Consider the following 24,802-nt stretch of genomic DNA (forward strand, 5'->3'; position numbering starts at 1 on the left):
TTTTCCTCCTATTAATTGTTTTGTTTAGCAACTTCAAAATGAACAGCTAAAACATACCATTCATCTTCTGATAACTGACCAATTGCTTCTGTTGTTTCTTGTGCAATTTTCAACGTTTCTGGTGTTAGTTCCGTAAATAACGTCCGATCAACACCAGCTAATGTCGTTCCTTCTCTTGAACGATTCAGCATCTCATTGAGATGGTTAATCAAAATCGTCCACTGTAATTCCGTTGGTTCAATTTGTGCTTCTGCTAATCGCGCACTGGTTTGTTTGATAATCGATTGTAGCTTTTCTGGTTCAGCACTTTGTCGAATGATCTCCTGTGCTTCCATTGCTAGTTCCATCCTCTTCCTCCTTTGGTTGTTCTAAATAATTAAGTAATGCTGAAATTTCAGCATGATTGACAGGTAACTCATTTTTAGCAAATAAACATTCAATTTGCCGAATTTCTTCTTGCCGTTCATGAGATACTTCTCTATTACAAGGAATCTCTTCGTATTGTTTATTAAACGTAATCCGATGTGTCATTAATAAAACGTGAAGTAAAAAGGCTTCTTGATATTCGCTCAGTAACTTTGTTTGAAACATTCGTTTTAACTCTTCATAAATAATATACGCTTTTACTAATAAATCTTGGCTTTGTATCCGTTCATTTTTTTCAATTACATCAGATTTCGTGGAGCGAGCGGTACCTTTTCCTTGACGTTTCCCTAATAAAATTTTATCGACCTCTTCCCGAATCAAACTTAAGTCTGTGTCCGTCAACAATGGACTAACTTTAATAAATGGGTATGTCATTTCTTCAATTGGGAAAATACTCAATACCAAATCGGGCTTTTCTGCTTGAATCACTTCAGTTGCATTTAAAACAGAAGCAAATCCTGCGAGTTCAACGTTTGGTACTTCCTCTAAAATTTTTTGTTCAATTAAACTGGTCACACCTAAGCCCGTCGAGCAAACATACACAATCCTAACAACTTTAGCTTCCTGCTGTTGTCGTTCCTGAGCTGCCAAAAAATGCAACGCAATATATGCGCAGAAAGAATCGTTGACTAACAAAACAGAACGTTGAATTAATTGTTTACAGGCACTTTGAATAGCTAAAAATAACGCTGGGTGTTTTCCTTTGATTTCTTCAGAAAACGGATTGTATTCATTAATAAATAAATGTTTCTTTGTAAAACGTAAGGACAGGTGTGCAAACAAGTTCGTAAATAATTGGCGATCATTTACAAAAGGATAATTCAGCTCTTTTGAAACGCTTTCAATCACTCGCTTTGTTAATTGAACCATATCTTGCCGTTGATGGGTTCCGAATAAATCACTATAAATATAAAAATATTCATCCGCTAATAAAGGCAAGTCATAACGTTCAAACACCTCTTGTAAAAGTAAAAGTGGTACTTCGTTCCGTTGTTCAAAGCGTGTTTTTTGTGATAACACTCGGTAAGTCCCAATTGTATGTGCCATCTGCATACGTGCTGCGGCAATTGCCACTCTCAACGTAATAGATAATATTTCGGCATAATCAAATTGATTTTGATCGAGTGGATTAATTAAATTTCGCATTTTTTTCAATGCACTACGATAACAACCTTGAAACAATGTCCCTGACCCAAATTTAATTTTAGGGATCTTTTCAGCCCCTTTTGTCTTTGTCACATAGTTCATAATTTGGTAAATATCGTATTCTGTAAGTTCTTTTTGAGTGATAAATTCCATCAGTAATCGTACATTGCTTTCTTCACCACTGATTGTAAACCCTTGCCGTGCTTGGCGAATTAAGGTTAAATCATATGCTTGCAGCAACCGTTCGACCTGTTCCAAATCACTGACAATTGTGTTTCGACTCACTAATAATTCATCTGCTAGCTGCTGTGCCGTTAAGTAACCTTTGACTGACAATAGCTGAAAAATCAATACATTGACTCGTCTTTTTTGATCAGGATAGGTTTCAAATCGATCGACATCGATAATTTCATTTTTTAACAGTAAGCGTTTAGAGTCAGGTAAATCTAGCCAGATTCCCTTATTTCGTTTTGAATAAAGTGTCTCATCGTGCTGTTCAAACCAAGCACGAATATCTTCTAAATCATACTTAATTGTTCGAACGCTGACAGTAAAGTTCTCAGCTAATTCTTGCGTGGTAATACTCCCTTCCAAATCCAAAAGCATCAATAAAATATTTATCGCTCTTTTGGACAACAACACGGTCATGCCTTGTCACCTCTTTTCTTTTCCCTTTACACTTAAAACTATAGCGTTATTTTATCTGTTCCACAACACAAAAAAGTTGCACTTATAAAAGTGCAACACTTCTCTTTTCATACAAAAAAATCCCTTAACAGTAGTAACTGTTAAGGGATACCACACTATTTATTTGCATAAATAGACAGAGACCTTCTCCACAAAAGTATTCTGTCCGACACGTTACAAATCCGGTAACTGATAGCCGTACTATCTGGTGTCGTTGTGTTTGACAATCACTAGCCGTCAAAACGGAATAGCCGAAGCTATCTGATTGAGTCAACTCGTCGCATAAAACACACTTTAACACAGAATAGTTTGGATAGCAAGTGATGGTAATTATTTGTTATCAAACCATTCTTGATAAAAACTTTCAACAATTTTAACGGTTGCTATCGTTAATTCCTTCGTCATTACGGGGCTAGTTAACTTTTTATCTTGTAAACATTGATTCACATGATTGATTTCATAGGTAAATTCACTAGTGAATTGTTCAGACCATTTGACAGTGTTGCCTTGAGCATCTGTATAATAAGCACAATCTGTTTTCCAGAAATTAGGAATAACGATTTGCCCTTTTGTACCACAAATGGTCATTTCACTAGGTATCTTTAAACCAACATTAATAAAAATATTGCCCAGCGTCCCTTCAGCAAATTTCAAAGCTAAATTACATTGACTATCCGTCGCCCCTTGCTGATACGTTGCGGTTCCCGTAACAGTTTGAATCTCTTTCCCTAATACGTATTGTAAGTATTGTAATGGATAACTTCCTGAGCCATGAAGCGCTCCACCACCCGCTTCTCTCGAGTAAAACCAGGGAATATGGTCCACATTGGGATAGGCAGTAACTGACTGAACCCATAAAATCTCTCCCAATCTCCCTTCTTGAATTGTCGCCTTTACTTTTTGGGTAATTGGTAAAAAGACAGACTTCTGAGCTTCCATTAGAAAAACCCCTTGCTCCTGTGCGATTGCGAAGAGTTCTTCTGCTTCAGCAGCATTTAATGTAAATGGTTTTTCCAGTAGGACGGGTTTTCCTTGTGATAACGCAAGCTTAGCTGCTGAGTAATGTCCTTGATTGTAGGTGGGAATATAAATAATATCAATTGTTTCATCCTTACATAACTCTTCATAACTGCCATAAGCCACCGGAATCGCTAATTCTTTAGCCATTTTTTGAGCATTCTCTAAACGCCTTGATGCAATCCCGCGCACTTCAGCTTGCGCGCTTTCTCGAAGCCCTGCTACAAATCTTGGGACAATTTGGGCAGTACTCATAATTCCATAACGAATTTTATCCATGTGATCGCCTCCTCTTTCACTATACGAGAAAAACGAATATTTGGAAACCATTTCAACAAAAAAAAGAAACCGTTTCCCCAAAACGATTTCTTTATATGTAAATTAACGGATACCAACGCTAACTTTTAAAGCTTGATTGACCTGTTCCATCTCTTCACGAGAAAGTTGACAAACCTTGTGTAGCATTCGTTCTTTATCCAATGTTCGAATTTGTTCTAACAAAATAAGTGATGGCGTCCTGCACTCGTTATGGGGAATTTCGATGAGGACTTGCGTTGGTTGCAGCCGCTTGCTTACGTTACGGGTAATCGGTGCAACAATCAACGTTGGACTAAATAAGTTACCTTTGTTATTTTGAATAATCAGGACAGGTCGAATCCCACCTTGTTCAGAACCAACAACTGGTGAGAGATTCGCATAAAAAACCTCACCTCTTTTTATCATTCAGATTCCCTTCCCTCCTTTTCCTTTAAAAAATTATAGCATATTGTTTCTTGCAATATTTTCAACTTTTTAGCTATCCCTTAAAATATTTGATAAAACCACCCTTTAAAAGTCAAAAAAAGCTTAAACAGTCGACTCTGATATAGAGACGGCTATTTAAGCTAACTATTACATTTTTGTTAAAATACTATCCACTTTTGTATTAATTAAATCAATAGCGACGTGGTTTTCGCCACCTTCTGGCACAATGATATCTGCATAACGTTTCGTAGGTTCAATAAATTGGTGATACATGGGCTTGACGACTGTCAAATATTGTTCAATCACAGAATCCAACGTACGGCCACGTTCTTCCATATCACGCTTGATTCGACGAATAATACGGATGTCATCATCTGTATCCACATACACTTTAATATCCATTAAATCCCTTAAGCGGCGATCTTCTAAAATTAAAATCCCTTCAAGAATAATTACTTCTTTCGGTTCTTGGATCACCGTTTCTGTACTTCTTGTATGCGCAACGTAGTCATAAACTGGCTTTTCAATGGCTTGATAGTTTAACAGTTGTTCAACATGTTGAATCAATAAATCTGTATCAAACGCAAAAGGATGATCATAATTGGTATTTAAACGTTCTTCAAAACTCAAATGGCTCTGATCTTTATAATAAGAATCCTGTTCTAACATCATAATTGAATGATCGGGAAAATTATTAAAAATCGCACGGCTAACACTGGTTTTTCCGCTTCCTGATCCGCCAGTAACACCAATGATAATTGGCTGACTATCTTTCATGTATAAACCTCTTTCTTTTCAAAAACTTCATTGTCTTTTACTATTATAATGAAAACTCTGAAGAATGCCAGACCTTTTCCAAGACTTTTCATGTGATTTTTATCTTCTTATGAAAAATCTGCCCACACTTCTTTCAATTACAGTATACTTATCAATAAAAGGAGAATCCTACCTATGATTAAAAAAGTCAAAAAAGAAGCACTTACAACTGCGCATTACGCTCTTCTTTATGAGGCAGATCCCTCAAAAAAAATGGTGGCAGATTACATTACCCGCGGCATTTGCTTTGACTATCAGACTGAAGAACTTCAAGGAATTTTAGTCCTGTTGCCGACTCACCCACGGACATTGGAAATCGTAAACATCGCTGTCTCAGAAGAAAGCCGAGGGCGGGGCATCGGACAAGAGTTATTACATTTTGCCATTGATTTTGCAAAAAAAGAAAAGTATGATTACTTGGAGATTGGGACTGGGAGCACAGGCTTTCAACAACTATATCTCTACCAAAAAGTCGGTTTTCGAATGACACATATTGAACCAGATTTTTTTATCCATCATTATGATGAGCCCATTATGGAAAACGGCTTGCCTTTAAAAGATATGGTTCGCTTACGGTTACATTTAAGTTAAAAAACAACATTTCCTGTACAGGAAATGTTGTTTTTTTAATGCCCAAGAATTGGTAACAACTCATCTAGCTGTTGAATCGTATAATTGGGTTGAATTGTTGGTGTTGCTGGAGCGGAGGTCGGATTGAGCCAAACAGTTTGAATTTTCGCTTGTTGGCCTCCTTGAATATCTGAATGCAAAGAATCGCCAATAATCATTGTTTTTTCTCTACTAAAATTAGGAATCCATTCAAAAACAAAATCAAAATACTCTTTCATCGGTTTTTGATAACCCACTTCTTCTGAAACAAAAATATCTTTAAAATAAGGCATTAATTTCGAATCTTCCAACCGACGATACTGTGTTTTTGCCACTCCGTTTGTCACAATATATAAATCATAATGGGGTGCTAATTTTTCCAAGATACGTTGACTATTGCCAAGCAAGTCATGTCCTTGACTTAAATATTCTCGGTAGTTTTCTCCCATTTTAACGCTATCAACTTCTCGATTAAACGCGTCAAACAATAAACCAAACCGTGTATCAAGGAGAACATCTTTTGTTATTTTTCCTTCTTCAAATGAACGCCATAATCCTTGATTAATTCGGTGGTATGTTGACTCGACTTCAGATGTAAATGGTACATTTTCTTCTTCAAATAAGGCATGGAGCGCCTTCTTTTCAGCCAATTTAAAATCTAACAATGTATCATCAACATCAAAAAGCAATGTTTTCATTTCCGTTCCTCTTCTCTTTTCAAATTACTCGGTAACGCTTTGCTTGTTTGTTGTTTTTCAATAAAAAAATAAGGCAATAGCAATTGTAACTCTTCTCTTGTTAATGAACGATAAGCACCTAAAGGTAATTGCGGATCTAGCCGCAACGGCCCCATAGTTTGACGTTTTAAAGCAGTCACTTTTTTCCCCACAGATAAAAACATTTTTTTCACTTGGTGAAATTTTCCTTCTTGAATAGTCAGGAAAACATGACTCTCCGTTTCAGTCGCTGCAAGAACAGTTATTTTTGCTGGCTTACATTGAATGCCTCCTTGCAAAACAATCCCATCTTTAAATTTAGCACAATCTTCTGCAGAGACCAAACCATTGACTTTCACTTCATAACATTTCGCTACTTCTTTATTTGGCCGAATTAATTGATACCCTAATTGTCCATTATCTGTTAATAGAAGTAACCCTTCCGTATCGCCATCGAGTCTGCCCACTGGATAAAGACCAGGGCGTCTGTCTTGTGGCGCAATCAAATCAATAACTGTTTTTTTAGATGCATCTGAGACAGCGCTAACCACACCTTTTGGCTTATTCAACATATAGTACACATGGGTCTTATGCGAAATTAATTGTCCTTTTACTTTAATCATTTGTAATTGCGCATCGACGTTTTGGCTTTCATTTAATGTCACGATGCCATCCACAGTGACCTGCTTGCCTCTGATTATTCGTTTCACCGTTTTGCGTGATCCAAACTGAAGTTCTTCTAGTAATTTATCTAATCGCATTGTTCCGCTCCATTCTGGTATTAGTATAGTGGAATCCGTTAAAGATGAAAAGTAGAAAAAGGTAATTCCTTGACGTATAAAAATATAAGTGTTACGGTTAATAAGTAAAGTAAATAAAGGTTTCTCAAAAACAGCGTAATGACCTGGGAGAGAACAACGATAACAATGAACCATTCCCATGAGTGTTGCCTGGCAATATTTGTGGGGATTTTTTGATTATTGTTAGCATTTTTCTAGACAAGAACAACTGAAAAAAGAGTTTCTTTTTTCCATTATGTTTTGTTTCTGAGTTTAACCAAATCACTCATTATTTCAAGGAGGAATTAGGTTATGTCAGTACAATTAGAAGTTAAAGAAAGAGCTATCCGTCCACGTTCACTAAGAAATCAGCTACGTCACGAAGGGAAAGTACCTGCCATTGTTTACGGTTACCAAATTGAAAGTACACCAATCTATTTTGAAGAAAAAGACTTATCAAAAATTTTACGCGAACATGGTGCTAACACCGTTATTAAAATGACAGTTGATGGCAAAAACATCAACACATTAATGTCGAAAGCACAGTTAGATACCTTTACTGGTCAAATGCTTCATGTTGAATTCTTATCTGTAAATATGAAAGAAACAACAGAAGTCGAAGCAGAAGTTCAATTAATTGGTGAATCTGCAGGTGTGAAAGCTGGGGGTACCTTAGCTCAAAACTTGTACACTGTTTTAGTGGCAGCCACACCAGACAAATTGCCAGAATCAATTGAAGTAGATATTACAAACTTAGAAATTGGTGATGCTCTTACAATCGCTGATTTACCTGAACACAAAGACTATGAAATTTTAACTGATCCAGAAGAACAACTAGTTGCTATTGTTGAAGCACAAACTGCTCCTGAAGAAGAAGAAGGAACAGCTGCTGAAACGACTGAACCAGAATTAGCCGAATAAAGAGTACACTTTTGTTCAGCTGATTCTCTTAAGTTTTAGAAATGGGATGTACGTTGAAACAACGTACGTCCCATTTTCTTTTTACTGCATGTCGTGATTTCTTCACATAAATGATGACACCTGCAAAGCTAGGAAGCTACAGAGGAATATTAAATTTTTGCTAATCTACGCAATATTTTCAAACGAAACAATTTCTTTTTTTTAAATTTGCAGTATACTAAAAGTAAGTAAACAAAAAGGAGGTCATCCATATGTTTGAACGTTTTGATAGTGACCGTAGCCGCTATGCTTCATTAGGTGTTGTTTCCAGCTTACCTAGTGGCTTAATTGATAGTATTTGGTTGATTATTGACTTAAATCTAAAAGGGGTTATCCCTTTAAACGATTTACTTCACTTTGATTTGTTGAACAATAATGGCAAAGTGACTGTCCATTTTTCTCAGGAAAATAGTTCAGTAGAAATGGCAATCGACTTACCATTTAGTTATTCTACGGCATATCCGTCGCGAATTTTTGCTTTTGATGATGGCCATCGTGAAACGATTTTATTACCTGCAGAAATGTTAGAATCTTAAATAATTTCAACAAAGTAGCCTCAAATTCCGATTAAAACTGGAATTTGAGGCTACTTTAATTTCTTTTAGTTATTCTACAATAATTTGTTTACTACTTCCTGCAGCATTTTCAAAATTAATAGTAAAGGTTTCTGTTGCATCATCATAAGTGATTCCGTCACTTTGACTAATTACTCTGCTGTAATCTTTTGGTATTTTTAAAGTCAGTGTCTTAGTTGTTTGTGTGGGATCAGAGAAAGTATACGTTTTTTGGTGTTGTTGTGTCTTTCTCATTAAAGAAATAGCTTTATTTGAGGTAATCCCTGCTATTGTACCGCCAGTTTCTGACCAAATGTTAACCCCAAGATAGCCTTCTTCTTCTTGCTTAACTGCTTGAATTTCTTCTGTATTTGAGAGAACTTCTACTGTTTTTTTGGCAGCATATGTTTTTAAATCAGTTTCATCGATTCCTGGTAAAACTACATAAGCATAATGCTCGTTCGTTGGGTGTTGACCATGTTGAATCGTAAATGTTCGATAATCACCTACATATTCTTTATCACTTGGAAATGCTTCATTAATTGCTTTATAGGTTCCTTTTCTAGTTTCACTTTTAACATTTACCGTTGTTTCTTCTGGAAAATAATAACCCATATTAGCATTGGAATGATCCGACTTTAGTAATAACCATTGTTTTTTACTCGTTTCATTTTTCTCATGAATCTCCCCAATATTTGATAGCACTTGATACTGATACGCATCATTTAACAAACGATTATCAACAACTGTCTCAATCGAAGCCTCTGTATCCCCTTTAATTCCTGCGCCTAATGCGATAATTTGCCCATTTAATACAAACCAAGATTTTTTAGCTTGTAGGTTCATAGGTAAAAGTTTCCCATTATTTTTGGTCCCGTCTTTATTAAGAGCCATCCCTACTACTGCCTGATTTTCTGATGTTACTCCACCAACCCATTGCTCTTTCGATGTGATTGTTGTAAATGCTGAAACTTCATCTGCCAAAGAAATGGTATCTACAGTTGTTCCTGGTAGTCGATAGGGATCTACAGTTGGCCAATAGCTGGAATTAAATTGAACCTCGTCATCATTATATACGTACATCATTCCGTCACCAGTGTGCCAGCCACGTTTATTTTCTTTATTCCCTGCTTCAAAAGATGCAGTGCGCTTTGAATACAAGCCTAGCCCAAACATATAACTAGGTGTGCGTTGGACAAATCGATCCATCGAAGCATAAAGTTTCGTGCCTGTAAAAGGAAGTTGCCCTCCCGTAATTTCTGGATTAGTTAAAAGTTGCATAGTCATCTGTAAATCATTAAAATCACGAGCATTTGTCAAATAATAATCTGGGTTCTCCTTCATCCAATATTTAACGGCTTCTTGAAATTTCTTTTGATAATTATTAGGAGCAAATTTAGCCACAATTAATAAATTATACATGGTAGTTGAGCCATAGCCTGTTTTTCCAACTGCTGGGGCTCTTGAGATGGAACGGCCATTCACAGTTGGTAGCATTTCACCTTTATAAATCAAAGGAAGAAAGGCACGATCAACATTTTCAACAAATTCTGTCACAAGAGTTGCATCCATTTGAAAAGATGAATCTGCTGTAATGGCCAAAATTTGTCCAATCCCTTTCACCAAAACATTGCCATACGAACCTGTATAAGGAATGTTATTGTGCTGGATAAAAGAACCATCTTGGTAAAAACCATCACCTTTTGTGACTAATTTAAATACATCGACGATACTACTGGATGCTTGGTTAATTTTCCCGCTATCCTTTTGTAAAATTCCTAACCCCAAAACAGTTAAAGCTAAGTCCGTTCGGTTCGCTCCTGATGTCACAAAATTTGGGATAAAAGCTAAATCCACAAACGTTCCTTGTGGTTTTGTATACAACTGTTTAAACGGATCTGGGACATAACTGCTCAGCGCATTTGTATAGATTTGTTGCTTTTCTGGAGAAACTTTATCCTCTAAAATCATTAGAATATTAAGAAACTTCTGTGGCACACCAATTTGCCAGTCCCACCAATTTCCATGGTACTTTTTCCCATCATATCCTTTTTGCGTTACCATAAAATCTAAGCCATCAATAATGGTTGCTGCCAATTTGTCATCTTGGTAAAGCGTACTCCCCTTCGTTCCATAGGCTAACGCTAATTTTTGCAATTTGGTAAATTGAGTCGTTAAATCAGCCGATGGCGTATTGCCAGGCTCTAGTGGCCATAAATAGCTGCGGTTCGGCTCTTTATTCATCGTTTGATCGAGTTCTGTTGCTTCATTGAAGATTTTTTGGACATAGTCTACAAGCGCTTGGTTAGTTGAATCATATTCTTTTGAAACAAGCTGATTTCGCCATTTTTCTTTTAATTCTCGGTATTCTGCAGATGAATCGATAACAGGAATGCTACCAACGGAGCCACTTTTCATAGAAATGATATTCAGCTTTGATAGATTACCAAATAGTCTAATTCCTACAGCTCCCATCCAGTCATCATTAATGGACGTACCATCAGGATAATGAACCTCTTCATTTTCATAAAATAATTGATCATTCAGGAATGTCTGAATTTTTTTCCCGTCATAGCGAACCAGCAGTTTATATTGTTGGCCACTTAGTAATGTTGGTCCCGGAATATTAGTTAGCCATTTACCGCCTGGTTGTCCTAATTGCCAGCGGCCGTCACGATTATAAGCAAAAGATTGCCATTGACTCGTCTTTTGTTTATCTCCGCGAAAAACCAATCCGAAGTTACTTTGCCCTTCATATAAAAAGGTTAGTTCAAGATCTCCTGAAGATTGTTCACGTGCATCAAGATTGATAGAGACAGATTCTAGGTTTGTCCCTTGCTTCGTGTTTGCGATCCATAAACCAGCAGAATCATTCTTTTTTTCTGCTGTTCCCACCAAATCTTGCCAATGCCCAACTTGATTGGGGAAATCTGAAATGTAAGAGGGTTGCTCAATCGTTTGGCTCGCTTCGTTTTCTTCTGCAAAAGTAAGAGTGGTTCCCATAAATCCACTCGTCAAAGCAGTAAACAGTCCGACCAGCATTACCCATATTTTCCTGTTTTTCATTCTTTCTCCTCCTAAAAAATTAACGTAAAACGCTTACATCCAAATTAGAGAAAAAGAGTGAAGAAAAATACTTTCTACACTCTCCGACTCTCTGAAAATCACTTAATATACTTTTTACGCCAAAATACCAAAGGCACTCAAAACAATCGATAAAATTAAAATAATCCAAATCACTCGTGTGGAATTTAATTTCTTTTGACCTAACATCCAATAAGTCAAAAGAACAAGTAAGATTGGAACTAAGGAAGGCAGAATCGCATCTAACGTATCTTGAATAACTAATTCGACCCCGTTCTTTTTATAAACAAAAGGAACTGTCGCCTTGATAACTGAAGGAATTAAGGCACCAATCACAGTCACACCAAGAACAGTTGCTGCATTCGTAAAGGCAGATAACTTGTCTTTTAAGGTCGTCACTAGTTTGACCCCTTGCTTATAACCAAGTGGTAAGAGCGCGGCCCGACCAAACAATAGTGCAATATTTGCAATAATCCAAATAACACAGCCCACCACCGAACCATTTTGAGCCAGTGTCCCTGCAACAGAGCCGAAAATCGTCCCCCAAATAACGTGGAATAAAGAGTCCCCAACGCCTGCCAAAGAACCCATCAGAGCTGTTTTTAGCGCAATAATTGTTTCTTTCGCTTTATAGCCATCTTGCTCTTCAATCGCAACATCAATCCCCATAATTAAATTCCCAAAAATAGCATTGGTGTTAAAAAATTGATTGTGTGTGCGCATCATATCTTGAAATTGTGCTTCATCATGACCATAGAATTTTTTTAAAACAGGTAAGATGCCGTATAAATATCCTGAACTCATCATACGTTCATAGTTCCAGTTTAATTGGCTTCCTAAAATATAACGCCAGCTAATTGCATTTAATTCTTTTTTTGTCAGTTTATGCTTACTCATCGCCGTCATATCCTCCTTCAAAATCACCATTTCCTGTTGTTGCTTGTGTCGTGCTTTTTGCCCCATCACGTTTAAATACAAGCATCGCTGCTACCATCCCAACTATCGAAACACCTAACATTGGAACTTTTAAATAAGCCGCTAAGAAAAAGCCTAATAGTAAATAGGGGATATATTGCTTCGTTGGCAAGTAACGTAATAAAATCCCTACACCGACAACAGGTAATACTCCTCCAGCTGTTTTTAAGCCCGTCATTAGCCATTCTGGCATGTTATCGGTAATCGTTGTTACTACAGCATCCCCCGCTAATAACATTAATAAAATCGGAATGGCACGAGACAGTCCCCACAGAACAGAACCAGATAAAACTAAGCGTGGAATCCGTTTTACTTGCATCTTATCAATCGCTTTATCGACACTATGAAGTAAAAAGACATTACAAAAACGGGCGACTACATCTAGTTGCAACATCAACAGAGAAACAGGAACAGCTAAACCAATGCCATACTCCGCTCCTTTTCCAGAGATTACAGCGAAAGCGGTTCCTAAAACAGCCCCTGTGAAATAATCAGGTACCGATGCTCCACCAAAAGCAGCAATTCCTAAACGCATTAATTGAAGAGTGCCGCCAACCATTAAACCAGTTTTTAAATCTCCCATAATCATTCCAGAAATCATTCCAGCAATAGCTGGTTGCGTCAACGTATTTGAAATAAGTGAGTCATTAATAGCAATAAACGCATAAATAGTAATTAAAATAATTTGATACGCTGCTAAATGCATTGAAATTTCCTCCTAAATTTAAAAATATTCTTTCTTAGTCTGACAGTTTTAGCCGCGTAATTTTTTCATAAAATCAACGACTGGATCGTTTGGAACTAATTGGGCTGTCACAGTGACGCCTTTTGAAGCGATTGTTTCAAAAATTTGTTCTTCTTCTGGTAAAACTTGAATACTTTTTGTTACTTCGCGTGCTCCTTCTTTGTAACTCATATTCCCAACATTTACAGTTTTGATAGGTCCTTGCGCTTCGATAAAGCGGAGCACATCTTTCGGATTTTTAAATAATAAAAATAAACGCTGTTTACCATATTTTCCTGATTGAATATTTTTAGCGGCAGCCTCTACTCCAAGAACAGATAAACGCATCGAAGAAGGCGCTGCCATTCTCAAAGATGATTTTTGTAAAGGATCTGTAGCCGCCTCATCATTGGCTACAATTATTCGCTGTGTACTAAGACTTGTCGACCAAATTCCCGCTACTTGTCCATGAATTAACCGTTCATCAATCCGTGTGTTTACAATATTTTCTTTTCCAGCATATTGACTATAGTTACTTAACTCTTTTTCTTTGCTGGCTTCTGAAATCTCTTGTTCTGCTTGATTCATCCCAGCTTTTACATCAACAATATTTTCTTGTGCTAAACAAACTAATTCTTTAATCGAAGCCTGTTGATTAACCACTGCTTCAATCACAACAGAGAGCGTCATCCCTGCAATAATTTCCACTCCGTCAACGTTCAAATAATTCTTAGTTGCCACGTTACATGGCGTTCCTCCTAGTAAATCAGCAATAATCAGTGTCGTACCGTTAAGGGCTTTCATTTTTTCATTTAGCTCTTTCTCAAATTGAAGATTGTCGCTATCTGGTCGTAATGAGACTGTATGCACGTGTTCTTGCCGACCAACGATCATTTCTAAGCTAACTTTGACGCCTTCAGCCATGCTACCATGACTAATTAGTACAATGTTTTCCACGAATTTCCCTCCCTAGATGTAGGTGACCCTACTTAACATGTTATGTTCTCTACGAACTTACTATAACACATACTAAGTTATCCGTAAACCTAATATCTTAATATATTGAATTTATTTTTTTGAATTCTTTAAATAAAAATTGTCTTTCCTCTTTTTCAAAGTGTTTGCTAAAGGCTAGTTAACATGTTATGCTTAATTCATTCGATTACTAGAATGGAGGCAATCGCATGTTACCTAAATATGAACAAATTAAACAAGACCTTTTACGTGAAATAAAAAATCATACCTTTATTCCTGGTGATAAATTTTATTCTGAAGCCGATATTAAACGAAAATATGCTGTTAGTTCTATCACAGCTGTCAAAGCACTGAATGAGCTGACCAGTGCAGGTTACTTGTATCGTATCCAAGGAAAAGGGACCTTTGTTTCGAAATCAAAAGTTTCTCAAAATGTAAAATTTTCTGATATCGAGTTGCATTCTTTAGACTCTGAAAAAGTTAAAGTCCTTTCAATTGAAGAAGATAATCAAGCCGAAATTTTAAAGGAATTAGGCTTACCAGCTAACGCTTCTTATTATAGAATCAAGCGTGTACGCTATTCTGAAGATACACCCTTTCTCGTACATATCACACATCTTCCCAAAAAGCTTGTTAAAGAGCCGCTCTCAAAGGACCTCACAGCTTATGCAAGTGTGTATGAACGAGTCCGTAAAGATTTTTCAGTAGACCTCTTCTCGTTGGCTTCTGTAGAAACAAATGAAATTGTCTTTCCCGAAGATGCTGAGTTATTGAACTTACTTCAATTAAGTTTTCGTGAACCCGCTGTTAAACAAGTTAAACATTCCTATCTCGCAGATGGTAGTGTTGCTGAATATATTATTAGTTATAAACATTGGAAATATTTCAAAACCAAAATAGAAGTAGAAGCCGAATAAATTTCAGCTTCTACTTCTATTTTTTTAATCTATGATTACTTGATTCGTAAATTTCAAGTACTCAATGTCAATTCCCTCTGTTTCAAAAATTACTACTTCATTTTGTCCTTGCTGTAAAAATTCTTTGGGACAATACAGCGAATGAATGGGTCCTATTTCCCAATAACGACCTAGATGATGACCATTGACCACAACGAATCCTTTGCCGTAGCCTCGACAGTCAATATACGTGTCTGCTAGCTGTTCTAATTCAAATGTTACTTGATAAAATGAAGGCTGCAATGGATTTTTTCCAGCTGTGTAATCAATCTTGGCTAATTGCTCTTGTGAAAAAGTTAAGGGATAGTGTTGATAGCCTTGGTGAAAATGAATGTCTTGCATCACTCCACCTCGAATTCCTTTACTTTGTGTCGGATTATTTAATTTAAAGCCATAATTAACGCGACCTAAATTTTCCACTAAGATATCTAACGCAAGTGTGTCTTTTTCAGTTTGCCCTGAAATCAGTAGCTCTTCTCCCACTGTCTCTTGATATTGGGTAGCAGCTAAATCTCCATCTACATAAATGTGTAAACGATCACTGGCCTCGACCACTTTTAGTTTATTTTCATGATGATAATTTTTTAAATCAAACGAATAAAGCAAGTAGCCATAGCCTGAGCCAGCTTCTTCCATACTTAATGGATACGCGGTGGTCTTCGGTGTCATCATTTGATCTTTTACTGCGAATAAGGATACGCTAGCAGTTACTGGAAAGCTTCCTAAATTCCCCAGTTTTTTCGTGCGTGGTTGTGCTTGCCAAACTTCTGGACATACTTCTTTAATTGCTTTTTGAACGGCATAATATTTTTCTGTTGGTTCTCCTGCTTCTGTTAATAAAGCATCATAATCATAGCTAGTGACTTGAGGTAAATCTTTTGCACCTCGCGCCGAACACCCGTTATAAAAGCCGAAATTTGTTCCTCCATGAAACATATAGAGATTTAAAGAACCCACTGTCAGCATATCTTTTACTTCCTTCGCCAAGTCGGTACCTTCTCGCTGAATCACTGGTTCGCCCCAACGATTGAACCACCCATCCCAGTATTCCATGCACATCAACGGCCATTTTTTACCATGACGAGTCATAAATTTTTTCAAAACGGCAGCATTTTCTTTCGAATGACTACCAAAATTTCCTGTCACAAAAACATCCTCTTCAATTAACGTCCCCGCATCCAAAACCTCTTCCCAAGCGCCATCAGATGTAAAAAGAGGAACCTCAATCCCCAGTTCTTCCATTATCTGCCTGGTTTGTCGCAAGTACGCTTTCTCCATGCCATAGGACCCATATTCATTTTCAACCTGCATCATGATCACTGGTCCACCTTGTGTTATCTGCAGCGGTGCTAGTTTAGGCAATAATACTTGAAAATAGTTACGAACTTTAGTCATAAAAATAGGATCTGTCGAACGTAATCGTACGCCTTTTTCTTTCAAAAGCCATGCTGGTAAGCCACCAAACTCCCATTCTGCACAAATATAAGCCGAAGGACGCAGAATAACTAGTAAATTCAGTTTTTCTGCCAAGCGGACAAATGCTTCAATGTTTTTCATTCCTTCAAAATCGTATACGCCTTCTTCTGGTTCATGAATATTCCAAGGAATGTAGGTTTCTACTGTATTAGCTCCTAAAGCTTTCAGATTATAGAGGCTATCTTCCCATTGTCTAGGTGTCATTCGAAAGTAATGAATCGCCCCGCTAATAATTTTTATTGGTTGTCCATTTAATAAAAAGTCTTCTTTAATCTCAAACGTTTGCATCATTTTTCCCCTTTACCAGTATCTTTGCCATGATGGTTTTGCTAAACGTATTAAGGCTTCCATGTAAAAATAATCGCCCCATAAGTTGGGTTCATCAATCCCTTTTCCTTCTGCATGTGCGTAAACACCATGGAGTAGCAGTCCTTCATTTTCGGAATCATTTTTCGTACGATAATATTCTCCTAATTGATAAATCATTCCTTTGGCAAGCTCTTTTGCTTGAGGAAAAGCCTGTAGTTTGTCTGCTTCCAATAAACCACATGTCGCAATTGCCAGTGCCGAGCTATCTTTGTCAGATGGCATTTGGTCATTAAAATCAAAATCCCAATAGGGAATTAAATCTGCTGGCAAATGAGCTAGAAAAACCTCCACTATTTGTGGATACATTTCTGGAAATGGTTGGGAATGGAGAAATGTTTCGTTTAGGGGAATCCCTAAAATTGCCCAACTTTGGCCTCGTGCCCAAATGGAAGTATCACTATGTCCTTGATGCGTAGCTCCATGTTTTGGTTTGCCTGTTTCTGGATCAAAATAATAGGTATGATAAGTTGTCGCATCGGATTTAATCACCGTTTTCATTAACGTATGATAGTGACGTGAGGCAATTTCCTCATAAACCCTATTTCCAGATAATTTAGTTGCTTCAAATAAAAGCGGTAAATTCATTAATGAGTCGATAATTAATCGATATTCTTTGGGATCACCATAATGGCCCCACGCTTGGATGAAGGAGCCATTTTCTTGGAATCGTGCTGACAATACTTCAGCGGCAGCTAGCACTTCTTGTTTACAGCGCTCATCACCGGTAATTTTATACCCAGCACCCGCCGATAGACTATATAAAAAACCAATGTCATGGTGGTCCAAAACAAAATGCTCCTCTAATCGTTGTTGAAAGCTGTCAATATTTTCCATTGCCAGTAAACGAAATTTTTCTTGGTGAGACCACTCATATGCCAGCCAAAGCATGCCTGTCCAAAAGCCATTGGTCCAATCATCGTTAGCTTTGAGACGATATCGACCATTCGTAGCACAAGCTGAAGGAAACTGTGTTCCGAAACGCTGCATATTTTTAGCAATTTTTGAAACGCATTCATTTAATTGCGTTTGAATCCATTCATCTGTGACATTTTCTCCTAGAGAGATCAGTCTTTGTTTATTTTCTTGACTACACATCTCCATCACTCCTTAACTTGTTAACATATTAACTTATTGTATTATAACGTAAAAGAAAATAAAAAGCGACCTTTCTTGATTATTTATCTTAAAAACAAGAGCGTGGGACAAAAATCACTTTGGATTTTTGCTCCACGCTCAAAAACTGATAAACGGCGGGAAAAGAACCAACTCCTTCGGAAATAAGCCGAAATTCTCCAAAAATCAAAGATCAATTTTCGGAAATTTCTTCTTATTTCTCGGAGCTAAACGGTTCTGTCCCGACCTCTTGTTATTTATTCCGACCGAATACTTCAATTTGGGTCAACGCTGGAAATGGAGAAGAGTCCAGCGCTTTTCGTAAGCATTTTAATGTCAAAGTTTGTGTTGTTTTCATTGGGAACTTTATTTCTTGAAAACAGGCGGTATTCGTTGTGGCAACTACTCGTTCCTCTCCATCTGAAAAAGCTAAAGTGACTTCCTCCCAATAGCTATCATGTGGGTAATCCGCCCGAAATAGCAAGCGGATCCAGTCCGTTTCTACAGGCCTGCCAAAGTCAATCGTTAACTGTGCCTCCTTTTGTTGGTTAATTCCCCAAGAAGCAAATGGATACGAGCCATGAGAAAGGTTACCAAACTTAGAATCAATAGCATTTTTCGCAAAGAAAACAGCATCGTCTCTCGTTTCAACGTTTGCATACGCATGGGGATAGGCTCCTGAATATTCTTTTTGGTCATGTGTATTCATAGAAAGATTTTGATAATTGTCTTTTTCAAACGTGTGCGCTTGTCGAACCATTATTTGGTGCCTTGCTGAATGAAAGGCCGTATCAACAAAAGCTTTTCGAGCAGATTCTTCTAATGGAATTTGATATTCCCAAACTTTTTCTTTCAAATAAATCAATGAAGGAGCCAAAGTTTCATCTAATTGAACCATCAAATAAGGGGTAGCCCCTGTATAAGTCACTACAATTTTATCGCCAACTTGATAAAGGTACTGTTTAATTGCTAATACCGCTAACGTGTCTCCCTCCGCCATGAATGGCGCTTCTGGCTTCTCGTGATCGATTCGGCCAGTAATAATCTGATTGTCTTTATTTTTCAATTCGATTTTTATCATTTTTTATTCCTCCCTTGTCACACCGCCTACCAAACAAATCAGGCGATGCGTTCCTATTGGTAGCTCTTTTTGCAAATAAGGTAAACTTGTTCTTGGGAAAAACAACGATGTATTGGGTTCAGGTTGAAGAATACCTGCGTGGTCATACCCTTCAATTGCAACTATTTGCGAACCCAATTCTCCTGAATCGACTCTAGCCCACTCTTTACCAAGTTCTTTTTCTGAAAATTTTCCAAGTAACGGTAGACTGAATCCTCCTTCGCGCACTTTTAATGGAACCGATGTCACTATTTCATGTACTCTAACATGCCATTCTCCAAAAGGATAAATGGTTGTTTCAATTTCTACTTCTTGAAAAGGTAGCCATTTATAATAAACTTGCTCCTCTGTTAAATAAAAATCATGAACTTTCCCTTTAACACGAAAATATTCACCATCACGAGAAACAGCCAGTACGTTATCAAAAGCCCCCTCCTCATAACACGTTTCAGCTTTGGGAACGCTAAAACCAAAGCGGCTAGAATAGACAAATTTACTATATTTAGCCGCAGCATGCGCTTGATTTTCAAGCCATAGTCCTGCAGGATAGCCGAGGACATGCGTTTTCATTTTAGGATGGATTAATAACATGTTTCCCTTTTCTATCAAACGCTTTTCTTCTCGTTTTATCGCCAGCGGTTCAGCACGCCAAAACGGATGGTCTTGATCCACTGCGAGCAACAAAAATGTTTTAAAAGCCCAATACGGAGAGCCTGGTGCATTATAACCTTCTGCCATTACTAAATTTTCGTAATGATAGCCAATGGACAACCGACCATCATAAGTGAAAATAGTCTGTTGCATCCAACAGTGTAAATGTTTTGCTAACAGCGTTTTTATTTGTCCCCAAGGTAACGCCTCTACTTCTGCAAATATCAAAGCTGCGAAAAACGCTCCTTGAGCAAACCGATACGTTTGACTACGTCCGTAAGGTAACGCTTCGCCCTCCTCATCAAAATAGTACAGATAGTCCTGCGCGAACATAACGGCTCGTTCTGTAAAACGTTTCGCACGAACAGGATCTCTTTCTCGCATAAATTTGACATAAATCAAACTATAATAATGAAAAGCAAACGAAATATAATAATCTCTTTGCGTAGTTTTACCATCCATATACCAACCATCACCTAAATACATGCGTTCAATCAACGCCAATTCTTCCTCTAGTTCCGTTTGGTTAATCACTTGTCCACATCCCTCGAGTGCTAAACGAATGAGCACTTTGAAAAACGTCCAATTATTTTTAGGAATTTTACAACCAAGTGCCTTATTTAACCAAACCATGATATTTTCTTGCTGTTTCTCAGAAAAACAGGACCAAAAATATGTCTTATGAAGCAATAAAGTTAAAGATAATGCTGCTGCTTCCACAATATATTGATCATAATCAACAATATCGCCCCAATAGTCTGGGGATGACGGATCAGTTCCTGCGATTAATTTTTCCACATAAGCATCTCTTAAAACATCATCTTTACAAGTAACCCAATACGGTCCAATTCCCCATAATGGTCGAATGAGCGCTTCCATTTCAGCATGTTGCTGATCATAGACAGCACCACTGGACCCAAAATTTACGCCAGGTTTTTCTGATGTTAAAATAGCCGTTTTTAAAGGTGTCATGATTGTTTCAAAAGCTTCCAAATATGCTTCTCTGGTCAAAAAAAGATTACTTTTTAACGATTCCATGCTTTTCGCCCCCATTAGTTTAATTCAAAGAATAACAAGGGCACTTATTTTTTTCAACTATCGTTTAATGAATAAAACGGCGTATTATGAGAGCAGCATTTCACCTTCCCCAAACTTAACATATTAATTTTTTCTTTATTTTTGTTGAACCTTGAGCTATTCACTTTATCCAACAAAACTTCCATTATCAAAAATGAATAATAAATGAAAAATAAGCAGTCTAACGCAGGAAATTCTCATAATAAATATTTTAAAAAAAAAGAGTCTATGACAAAAATCCAAAGAGATTTTTGTCATAGACTTAAAATATGAGAGAAAAGACATCAAAAGTAATGGTTTGATCAACCTTCACAAGTTTTATGATGCTTTTCAAGATATCATTTTGATACAATTTTACGCCTTGCGGTTTACAATAAAAGAGTAAATAGCGATACAGATAATCGCTCCTAGCAACGCTGAGATAATCGGAAAACCGCCGATGACTGGTCCTAAAGAAGGCAACAAGAGTGATGCTACCCAACTCCCTAAAAAGCCCACGATAATATTTCCAATAATGCCACCTGGCACGTCTTTTCCTAAAATTGCGCCAGCAATTGCGCCAATAATTCCTCCGACAATTAATGCCCATAGAAAGCTAAACATTTGAAAAACCTACCTTTCATAGTTGATTTTTTTAGTTAATTTTCCTACTTTAAGGATAAAACAGAAAGCAGACTTTTTCAAAAGATAGGACTTTTCAGAAGTCAATTTATTCTTCTACATAAGCTAAACGATAGGATACTGTGCGACCAAAAGAAAATACTTGCAAACCTTGTAAGCGATCTGATTTCAAGTAACCAATGGCTCCTTGGAATAAGGGTAAAACACCGGCATCTTTTTCAATTAATGTTTTTTCTAAACTTAGTAATTCATTCCAGCGTTTTTCAGGTTCATTGGCGTAATCTTTTCTAACTTTTTGGAGACCCGCATCATACGCCGAATCGTTATAACCAGAAGTATTTAAGCCACTTTTCGAGTCATAAAATTCTAAAAAATTAATGGGATCAGCATAGTCAGGTGTCCATGTTCCAAAGGCTAAATCGTAATTACCTGCTGTTTGTAAATCCAAACGATTTTGCAAAGGCAATGATTTTAATTTGATTGTTAAACCTGGTAAATTTTGTTGCAATTGCCCTTGAACAAATTCAATGGTTTTCTTGGCAATCGCTGAGTCCGCTGAGATTAGTTCCAATTCAATTTTATCTTTGCCCAACTCTTCTTTCGCTTTGGTCCAGTTAGCTTGGGCTTCTTTAATATTATATGGTAATAAATCACCATTTTCTTTGCGGAAATCTTCACCTGTATCTGGATTTTTTGCAAAATTAGCTGGTACAAAACCATTTAAAGCTGTCGAGCCATCTCCTAAAATTTCTTTTGCAAAAGTTTCTTTATCAATCGCTTGTAAAAAAGCTTTTCGAACATGTTCGTTGCCGGTGATTTCACGGCGATGATTGGGGCTTAAATAACCCACCATGGCTTTAGGTACAAAATGCGCTTGTTTTGACTCTTTATACTGAAGTGCATAAGTATCTGCTAAAACAGTGTAATCTAAGTCGCCATTATCAAAAAGATTGGCTCCTGTGCCAATTTCTTTCACTACTTGAACATCAATTTCATTCAATTTTACGTGTTCTTTATCCCAATAATGATCATTCTTCTTCAATTTCCAAGTTTCGGAATTGCCATCCCAACCTGAAATTACAAATGGTCCATTGCCAACAAAATTATCTGCAGAAGTCCCATAGGCAGTACCTTTTTCTTTGGCAAAGGCTTCATTTTTAGGCATAAAAGGTGTTCCAACTAAGACTTGGGCTAAATAAGGAATTGGATTTTCCAATGTTAGTTCTAGTGTCTGGTCATCGATTGCTTTGACACCAAATTCTTCCATCGTGGCTTGTCCTTCCCGCACCGCACGCCCATTTTTAAAAATATCCATTTGATTACTGCTACTTGAACCGTATGCTGGATCGACCACGTTTCTAAACGCAACTACAAAATCCCCTGCTTTAACTGGATCCCCGTTTGTCCATTTTGCCTCTCGTAACTTGAATGTATAGACTAACCCGTCTTCACTAACTTGTGGCTCTGCTTTCGCCATAGCTAGCTCAGGATCTCCGTTTTTATCTTGTCGATACAAGCCTTCAACTACTTGACCAATCATATCGGAACTATAGACATCTGTATAATGAGCGCTGTCTAATGTCGAGAGTTCACCACCAGATGCGACGTTAATTTTCTGTGTAGCTGCTTCATTCGAGGTCGTTTTCGAACCGCCACTTCCACATGCTGCTAAAACCAAGCCTAGTGCAACAAGTCCGATTAACCACTTTTTCTGTTTCATACCAAAACTCCTCCTTCTGTTCAAACAACTTACCTACATTTTACATGATTTTCCATACATTTGTCCTTTTTCAGCACTTACTTTTTGAAAGAAAAATATTTTTTTAAGAATAAGAGTTGACAGATATTTTTTCTGGTGGTACAGTATTGAAAAACAGAGAACAGAAGAGTAACTGTTTCCTTTAGTGAAGAGAGTCTTTGGTTGGTGGAAAAAGACGTAAAGAAACAGTGAACCACATCTGGGAGTTGACTTTTTGAACCCTTAGTAGGAAAGTCCGGGACCACTCGTTAACAGGCGAAGTTATGAACTTCATAAGGTTCGTGTTGCGAAACACGAATAAACTAAGGTGGAACCACGATAATTGATTATTCGTCCTTTGGCTAGTCAGCCAAAGGACTTTTTTGTTTTTTAGATGCGCTTTTCAAACTGAGAGAATGCCTTAACCGCTCCTGTCTGTTGTCCCCTTTTCTATGTGCTCAATGGGATACGCTAGAAAAGCAACAGGTTTTCTGTTCCGTTCGAACAATTTCATACTTACAATCAAGGCTTAGGACATAGTAATTTAGCTCTTCCTTTACAGAGACTTTTTCATTGGCTGAAAGAAAAAGATGGATTCTTCTTTACTCACACCTAAAAGATGTTTTTCTGAATCCTTTAGTAAGAAAAACCGGTGACTCTATCGTTAACAGAGAGTAGTTGTCAACGCAACTACATAAGGCTTATCTTGTGAAAGATAAGTAAATTGAGGTGGCACCACGAATGCGATTCGTCCTCTTGGCTCACAGCCAAGAGGCTTTTTTGTTTTTTAATAAAAATTGTTGGAGGAAAAAATGATGGATTATATTTTAGAAATTTTACCTGCTTTAGTTAGCGGAGCTGGCATGACACTGAAAGTCTTTTTCTTTACGCTCCTTGGCTCGATTCCACTGGGGATTATCATTGCCTTTATTTTACAAAGTTCGTTTAAACCTTTACGTTACTTAATTAACCTCTACATTTGGTTAATGCGCGGCACTCCGCTATTGTTACAATTAATTTTTGTTTTTTACGGCTTACCATTAATTGGTATTGTCTTTGAACGTTACGATGCGGCCTTATTCGCATTTATTTTAAATTATGCTGCGTACTTTGCTGAAATTTTCCGCGGGGGGATTCAAGCAATTCCCCAAGGTCAATATGAAGCTGCTAAGGTTTTACGTTTAACACGTTTTCAAACAGTCACTCGGATTATTTTGCCACAAGTTGTTAAAATCGTGCTGCCTTCCGTAGGAAATGAAATTATCAATTTGGTCAAGGATACTTCTCTTATTTATGTTCTTGGCTTAGGCGATCTTTTACGTGCTGGTAAAATTGCGATGAGCCGCGATGTTACATTAGTGCCATTAGCTTTAGTGGGAGTGATTTATTTACTCTTTACGGCAATTTTGACTGTTGCTTCTAAGAAAATTGAAAAATTCTATCAATATTATAAATAGGAGGACTCTACC

22 protein-coding genes and 2 other annotated features are annotated in these 24,802 nt (G+C 37.3%); of the genes, 5 read left to right on the top strand and 17 right to left on the bottom strand.

The genetic code is table 11. The annotated features are described in order from the left end of the window. Window positions 1-11 precede the first annotated feature (11 nt). From IGL80_RS10870 to udk, 5 genes are all read right to left on the bottom strand, one after another. Window positions 12-335 carry a PRD domain-containing protein gene (locus IGL80_RS10870; RefSeq protein WP_002386165.1) on the bottom strand — a complete coding sequence of 108 codons (324 nt, stop codon included), beginning with the start codon at window positions 333-335 and terminating at the stop codon, window positions 12-14. Next, window positions 301-2,220, bottom strand: coding sequence for a BglG family transcription antiterminator (locus IGL80_RS10875; protein WP_010708294.1), 1,920 nt, complete (start codon window positions 2,218-2,220; stop codon window positions 301-303). The genes IGL80_RS10870 and IGL80_RS10875 overlap by 35 nt, the downstream gene beginning before the upstream one ends. A gap of 369 nt (window positions 2,221-2,589) precedes the next feature. Then, the gene (locus tag IGL80_RS10880; RefSeq protein ID WP_002358777.1) at window positions 2,590-3,555 is read right to left on the bottom strand and encodes a Gfo/Idh/MocA family protein; all 966 of its coding nucleotides are present in this window, start codon (window positions 3,553-3,555) and stop codon (window positions 2,590-2,592) included. Window positions 3,556-3,657: 102 nt separating this feature from the next. Then, window positions 3,658-3,999: a type II toxin-antitoxin system PemK/MazF family toxin gene (locus IGL80_RS10885; RefSeq protein ID WP_002355703.1), complete on the bottom strand. Its 342-nt coding sequence runs from the start codon at window positions 3,997-3,999 to the stop codon at window positions 3,658-3,660. Window positions 4,000-4,167: 168 nt separating this feature from the next. After that, the gene (udk, locus tag IGL80_RS10890; RefSeq protein WP_002355702.1) at window positions 4,168-4,797 is read right to left on the bottom strand and encodes a uridine kinase; all 630 of its coding nucleotides are present in this window, start codon (window positions 4,795-4,797) and stop codon (window positions 4,168-4,170) included. Window positions 4,798-4,971: 174 nt separating this feature from the next. On the opposite strand from udk, the gene IGL80_RS10895 reads away from it, so the two are divergent. Continuing rightward, complete coding sequence (locus tag IGL80_RS10895) at window positions 4,972-5,427, top strand: GNAT family N-acetyltransferase (protein ID WP_002363227.1); 456 nt, start codon at window positions 4,972-4,974, stop codon at window positions 5,425-5,427. A gap of 35 nt (window positions 5,428-5,462) precedes the next feature. Here the strand turns inward: IGL80_RS10895 and IGL80_RS10900 are convergent, their stop codons facing one another. Both IGL80_RS10900 and IGL80_RS10905 read right to left on the bottom strand, forming a co-directional pair. Beyond that, window positions 5,463-6,143 (bottom strand): YjjG family noncanonical pyrimidine nucleotidase, encoded by a 681-nt coding sequence (locus IGL80_RS10900; protein ID WP_002358775.1) that lies wholly within the window; start codon window positions 6,141-6,143, stop codon window positions 5,463-5,465. Continuing rightward, a complete protein-coding gene (locus tag IGL80_RS10905; RefSeq protein WP_002358774.1) occupies window positions 6,140-6,922 on the bottom strand; it encodes a 16S rRNA pseudouridine(516) synthase in 783 nt (260 codons plus the stop codon). Before IGL80_RS10905 ends, IGL80_RS10900 begins: the two co-directional genes overlap by 4 nt. A gap of 330 nt (window positions 6,923-7,252) precedes the next feature. Here IGL80_RS10905 and IGL80_RS10910 point away from each other — a divergent pair, with 330 nt between their 5' ends. Next, entirely contained in the window at window positions 7,253-7,861 is a 609-nt protein-coding gene (locus IGL80_RS10910) for a 50S ribosomal protein L25/general stress protein Ctc (protein ID WP_002358773.1), read from the top strand. Between the two features lie 251 nt (window positions 7,862-8,112). Then, window positions 8,113-8,436 (top strand): DUF960 domain-containing protein, encoded by a 324-nt coding sequence (locus IGL80_RS10915; RefSeq protein ID WP_002355697.1) that lies wholly within the window; start codon window positions 8,113-8,115, stop codon window positions 8,434-8,436. Between the two features lie 69 nt (window positions 8,437-8,505). Here IGL80_RS10915 and IGL80_RS10920 read toward each other — a convergent pair whose 3' ends face one another. The 4 genes from IGL80_RS10920 to IGL80_RS10935 form a co-directional block, all read right to left on the bottom strand. After that, entirely contained in the window at window positions 8,506-11,520 is a 3,015-nt protein-coding gene (locus IGL80_RS10920) for a polysaccharide lyase 8 family protein (RefSeq protein WP_002404751.1), read from the bottom strand. A gap of 114 nt (window positions 11,521-11,634) precedes the next feature. Further along, the gene (locus IGL80_RS10925) at window positions 11,635-12,435 is read right to left on the bottom strand and encodes a PTS system mannose/fructose/sorbose family transporter subunit IID (RefSeq protein WP_002383066.1); all 801 of its coding nucleotides are present in this window, start codon (window positions 12,433-12,435) and stop codon (window positions 11,635-11,637) included. Beyond that, a complete protein-coding gene (locus IGL80_RS10930) occupies window positions 12,428-13,219 on the bottom strand; it encodes a PTS mannose/fructose/sorbose/N-acetylgalactosamine transporter subunit IIC (protein WP_002358771.1) in 792 nt (263 codons plus the stop codon). The genes IGL80_RS10925 and IGL80_RS10930 overlap by 8 nt, the downstream gene beginning before the upstream one ends. A gap of 48 nt (window positions 13,220-13,267) precedes the next feature. Next, complete coding sequence (locus tag IGL80_RS10935) at window positions 13,268-14,161, bottom strand: PTS mannose/fructose/sorbose transporter subunit IIAB (RefSeq protein ID WP_002383065.1); 894 nt, start codon at window positions 14,159-14,161, stop codon at window positions 13,268-13,270. A gap of 260 nt (window positions 14,162-14,421) precedes the next feature. Here IGL80_RS10935 and IGL80_RS10940 point away from each other — a divergent pair, with 260 nt between their 5' ends. Beyond that, on the top strand, window positions 14,422-15,129 hold the full coding sequence (locus IGL80_RS10940) for a GntR family transcriptional regulator (RefSeq protein ID WP_002355690.1): 708 nt from the start codon (window positions 14,422-14,424) through the stop codon (window positions 15,127-15,129). A gap of 24 nt (window positions 15,130-15,153) precedes the next feature. On the opposite strand, the gene IGL80_RS10945 is transcribed toward IGL80_RS10940, so the two are convergent. From IGL80_RS10945 to IGL80_RS10970, 6 genes are all read right to left on the bottom strand, one after another. Continuing rightward, window positions 15,154-16,932, bottom strand: coding sequence for a glycoside hydrolase family 35 protein (locus tag IGL80_RS10945; RefSeq protein ID WP_033607434.1), 1,779 nt, complete (start codon window positions 16,930-16,932; stop codon window positions 15,154-15,156). Window positions 16,933-16,944: 12 nt separating this feature from the next. Further along, window positions 16,945-18,108, bottom strand: coding sequence for a glycoside hydrolase family 88 protein (locus IGL80_RS10950; RefSeq protein ID WP_010708292.1), 1,164 nt, complete (start codon window positions 18,106-18,108; stop codon window positions 16,945-16,947). 271 nt (window positions 18,109-18,379) lie between these two features. Beyond that, on the bottom strand, window positions 18,380-19,207 hold the full coding sequence (locus tag IGL80_RS10955; protein WP_002391333.1) for a hypothetical protein: 828 nt from the start codon (window positions 19,205-19,207) through the stop codon (window positions 18,380-18,382). A 3-nt stretch (window positions 19,208-19,210) separates the two neighbouring features. Beyond that, window positions 19,211-20,950, bottom strand: coding sequence for a DUF2264 domain-containing protein (locus tag IGL80_RS10960; protein WP_002358767.1), 1,740 nt, complete (start codon window positions 20,948-20,950; stop codon window positions 19,211-19,213). A gap of 378 nt (window positions 20,951-21,328) precedes the next feature. Further along, window positions 21,329-21,577, bottom strand: coding sequence for a GlsB/YeaQ/YmgE family stress response membrane protein (locus IGL80_RS10965; protein WP_002355684.1), 249 nt, complete (start codon window positions 21,575-21,577; stop codon window positions 21,329-21,331). Window positions 21,578-21,683: 106 nt separating this feature from the next. Next, window positions 21,684-23,315 carry a peptide ABC transporter substrate-binding protein gene (locus tag IGL80_RS10970; RefSeq protein WP_002404754.1) on the bottom strand — a complete coding sequence of 544 codons (1,632 nt, stop codon included), beginning with the start codon at window positions 23,313-23,315 and terminating at the stop codon, window positions 21,684-21,686. 147 nt (window positions 23,316-23,462) lie between these two features. Then, window positions 23,463-23,695: a binding site (T-box leader), on the top strand. Window positions 23,696-23,849: 154 nt separating this feature from the next. Continuing rightward, window positions 23,850-24,092, top strand: a binding site (T-box leader). A gap of 53 nt (window positions 24,093-24,145) precedes the next feature. Here IGL80_RS10970 and IGL80_RS10975 point away from each other — a divergent pair. Further along, on the top strand, window positions 24,146-24,790 hold the full coding sequence (locus tag IGL80_RS10975) for an amino acid ABC transporter permease (protein ID WP_002383057.1): 645 nt from the start codon (window positions 24,146-24,148) through the stop codon (window positions 24,788-24,790). The last annotated feature ends 12 nt before the right edge of the window (window positions 24,791-24,802 follow it).

This window comes from Enterococcus sp. DIV2467a (assembly GCF_050532945.1).
In the GTDB taxonomy this organism is placed as follows: Bacteria; Bacillota; Bacilli; order Lactobacillales; family Enterococcaceae; genus Enterococcus; species Enterococcus faecalis.

Excerpts from the sequence above, each read along its gene's own strand:
- IGL80_RS10870 (WP_002386165.1), bottom strand. The coding sequence starts at position 335 with ATGGAAGCACAGGAGATCATTCGACAAAGTGCTGAACCAGAAAAGCTA.
- IGL80_RS10875 (WP_010708294.1), bottom strand. The coding sequence starts at position 2,220 with ATGACCGTGTTGTTGTCCAAAAGAGCGATAAATATTTTATTGATGCTT.
- IGL80_RS10880 (WP_002358777.1), bottom strand. The coding sequence starts at position 3,555 with ATGGATAAAATTCGTTATGGAATTATGAGTACTGCCCAAATTGTCCCA.
- IGL80_RS10885 (WP_002355703.1), bottom strand. The coding sequence starts at position 3,999 with ATGATAAAAAGAGGTGAGGTTTTTTATGCGAATCTCTCACCAGTTGTT.
- udk (WP_002355702.1), bottom strand. The coding sequence starts at position 4,797 with ATGAAAGATAGTCAGCCAATTATCATTGGTGTTACTGGCGGATCAGGA.
- IGL80_RS10895 (WP_002363227.1), top strand. The coding sequence starts at position 4,972 with ATGATTAAAAAAGTCAAAAAAGAAGCACTTACAACTGCGCATTACGCT.
- IGL80_RS10900 (WP_002358775.1), bottom strand. The coding sequence starts at position 6,143 with ATGAAAACATTGCTTTTTGATGTTGATGATACATTGTTAGATTTTAAA.
- IGL80_RS10905 (WP_002358774.1), bottom strand. The coding sequence starts at position 6,922 with ATGCGATTAGATAAATTACTAGAAGAACTTCAGTTTGGATCACGCAAA.
- IGL80_RS10910 (WP_002358773.1), top strand. The coding sequence starts at position 7,253 with ATGTCAGTACAATTAGAAGTTAAAGAAAGAGCTATCCGTCCACGTTCA.
- IGL80_RS10915 (WP_002355697.1), top strand. The coding sequence starts at position 8,113 with ATGTTTGAACGTTTTGATAGTGACCGTAGCCGCTATGCTTCATTAGGT.
- IGL80_RS10920 (WP_002404751.1), bottom strand. The coding sequence starts at position 11,520 with ATGAAAAACAGGAAAATATGGGTAATGCTGGTCGGACTGTTTACTGCT.
- IGL80_RS10925 (WP_002383066.1), bottom strand. The coding sequence starts at position 12,435 with ATGAGTAAGCATAAACTGACAAAAAAAGAATTAAATGCAATTAGCTGG.
- IGL80_RS10930 (WP_002358771.1), bottom strand. The coding sequence starts at position 13,219 with ATGCATTTAGCAGCGTATCAAATTATTTTAATTACTATTTATGCGTTT.
- IGL80_RS10935 (WP_002383065.1), bottom strand. The coding sequence starts at position 14,161 with ATGGCTGAAGGCGTCAAAGTTAGCTTAGAAATGATCGTTGGTCGGCAA.
- IGL80_RS10940 (WP_002355690.1), top strand. The coding sequence starts at position 14,422 with ATGTTACCTAAATATGAACAAATTAAACAAGACCTTTTACGTGAAATA.
- IGL80_RS10945 (WP_033607434.1), bottom strand. The coding sequence starts at position 16,932 with ATGCAAACGTTTGAGATTAAAGAAGACTTTTTATTAAATGGACAACCA.
- IGL80_RS10950 (WP_010708292.1), bottom strand. The coding sequence starts at position 18,108 with ATGTGTAGTCAAGAAAATAAACAAAGACTGATCTCTCTAGGAGAAAAT.
- IGL80_RS10955 (WP_002391333.1), bottom strand. The coding sequence starts at position 19,207 with ATGATAAAAATCGAATTGAAAAATAAAGACAATCAGATTATTACTGGC.
- IGL80_RS10960 (WP_002358767.1), bottom strand. The coding sequence starts at position 20,950 with ATGGGGGCGAAAAGCATGGAATCGTTAAAAAGTAATCTTTTTTTGACC.
- IGL80_RS10965 (WP_002355684.1), bottom strand. The coding sequence starts at position 21,577 with ATGTTTAGCTTTCTATGGGCATTAATTGTCGGAGGAATTATTGGCGCA.
- IGL80_RS10970 (WP_002404754.1), bottom strand. The coding sequence starts at position 23,315 with ATGAAACAGAAAAAGTGGTTAATCGGACTTGTTGCACTAGGCTTGGTT.
- IGL80_RS10975 (WP_002383057.1), top strand. The coding sequence starts at position 24,146 with ATGATGGATTATATTTTAGAAATTTTACCTGCTTTAGTTAGCGGAGCT.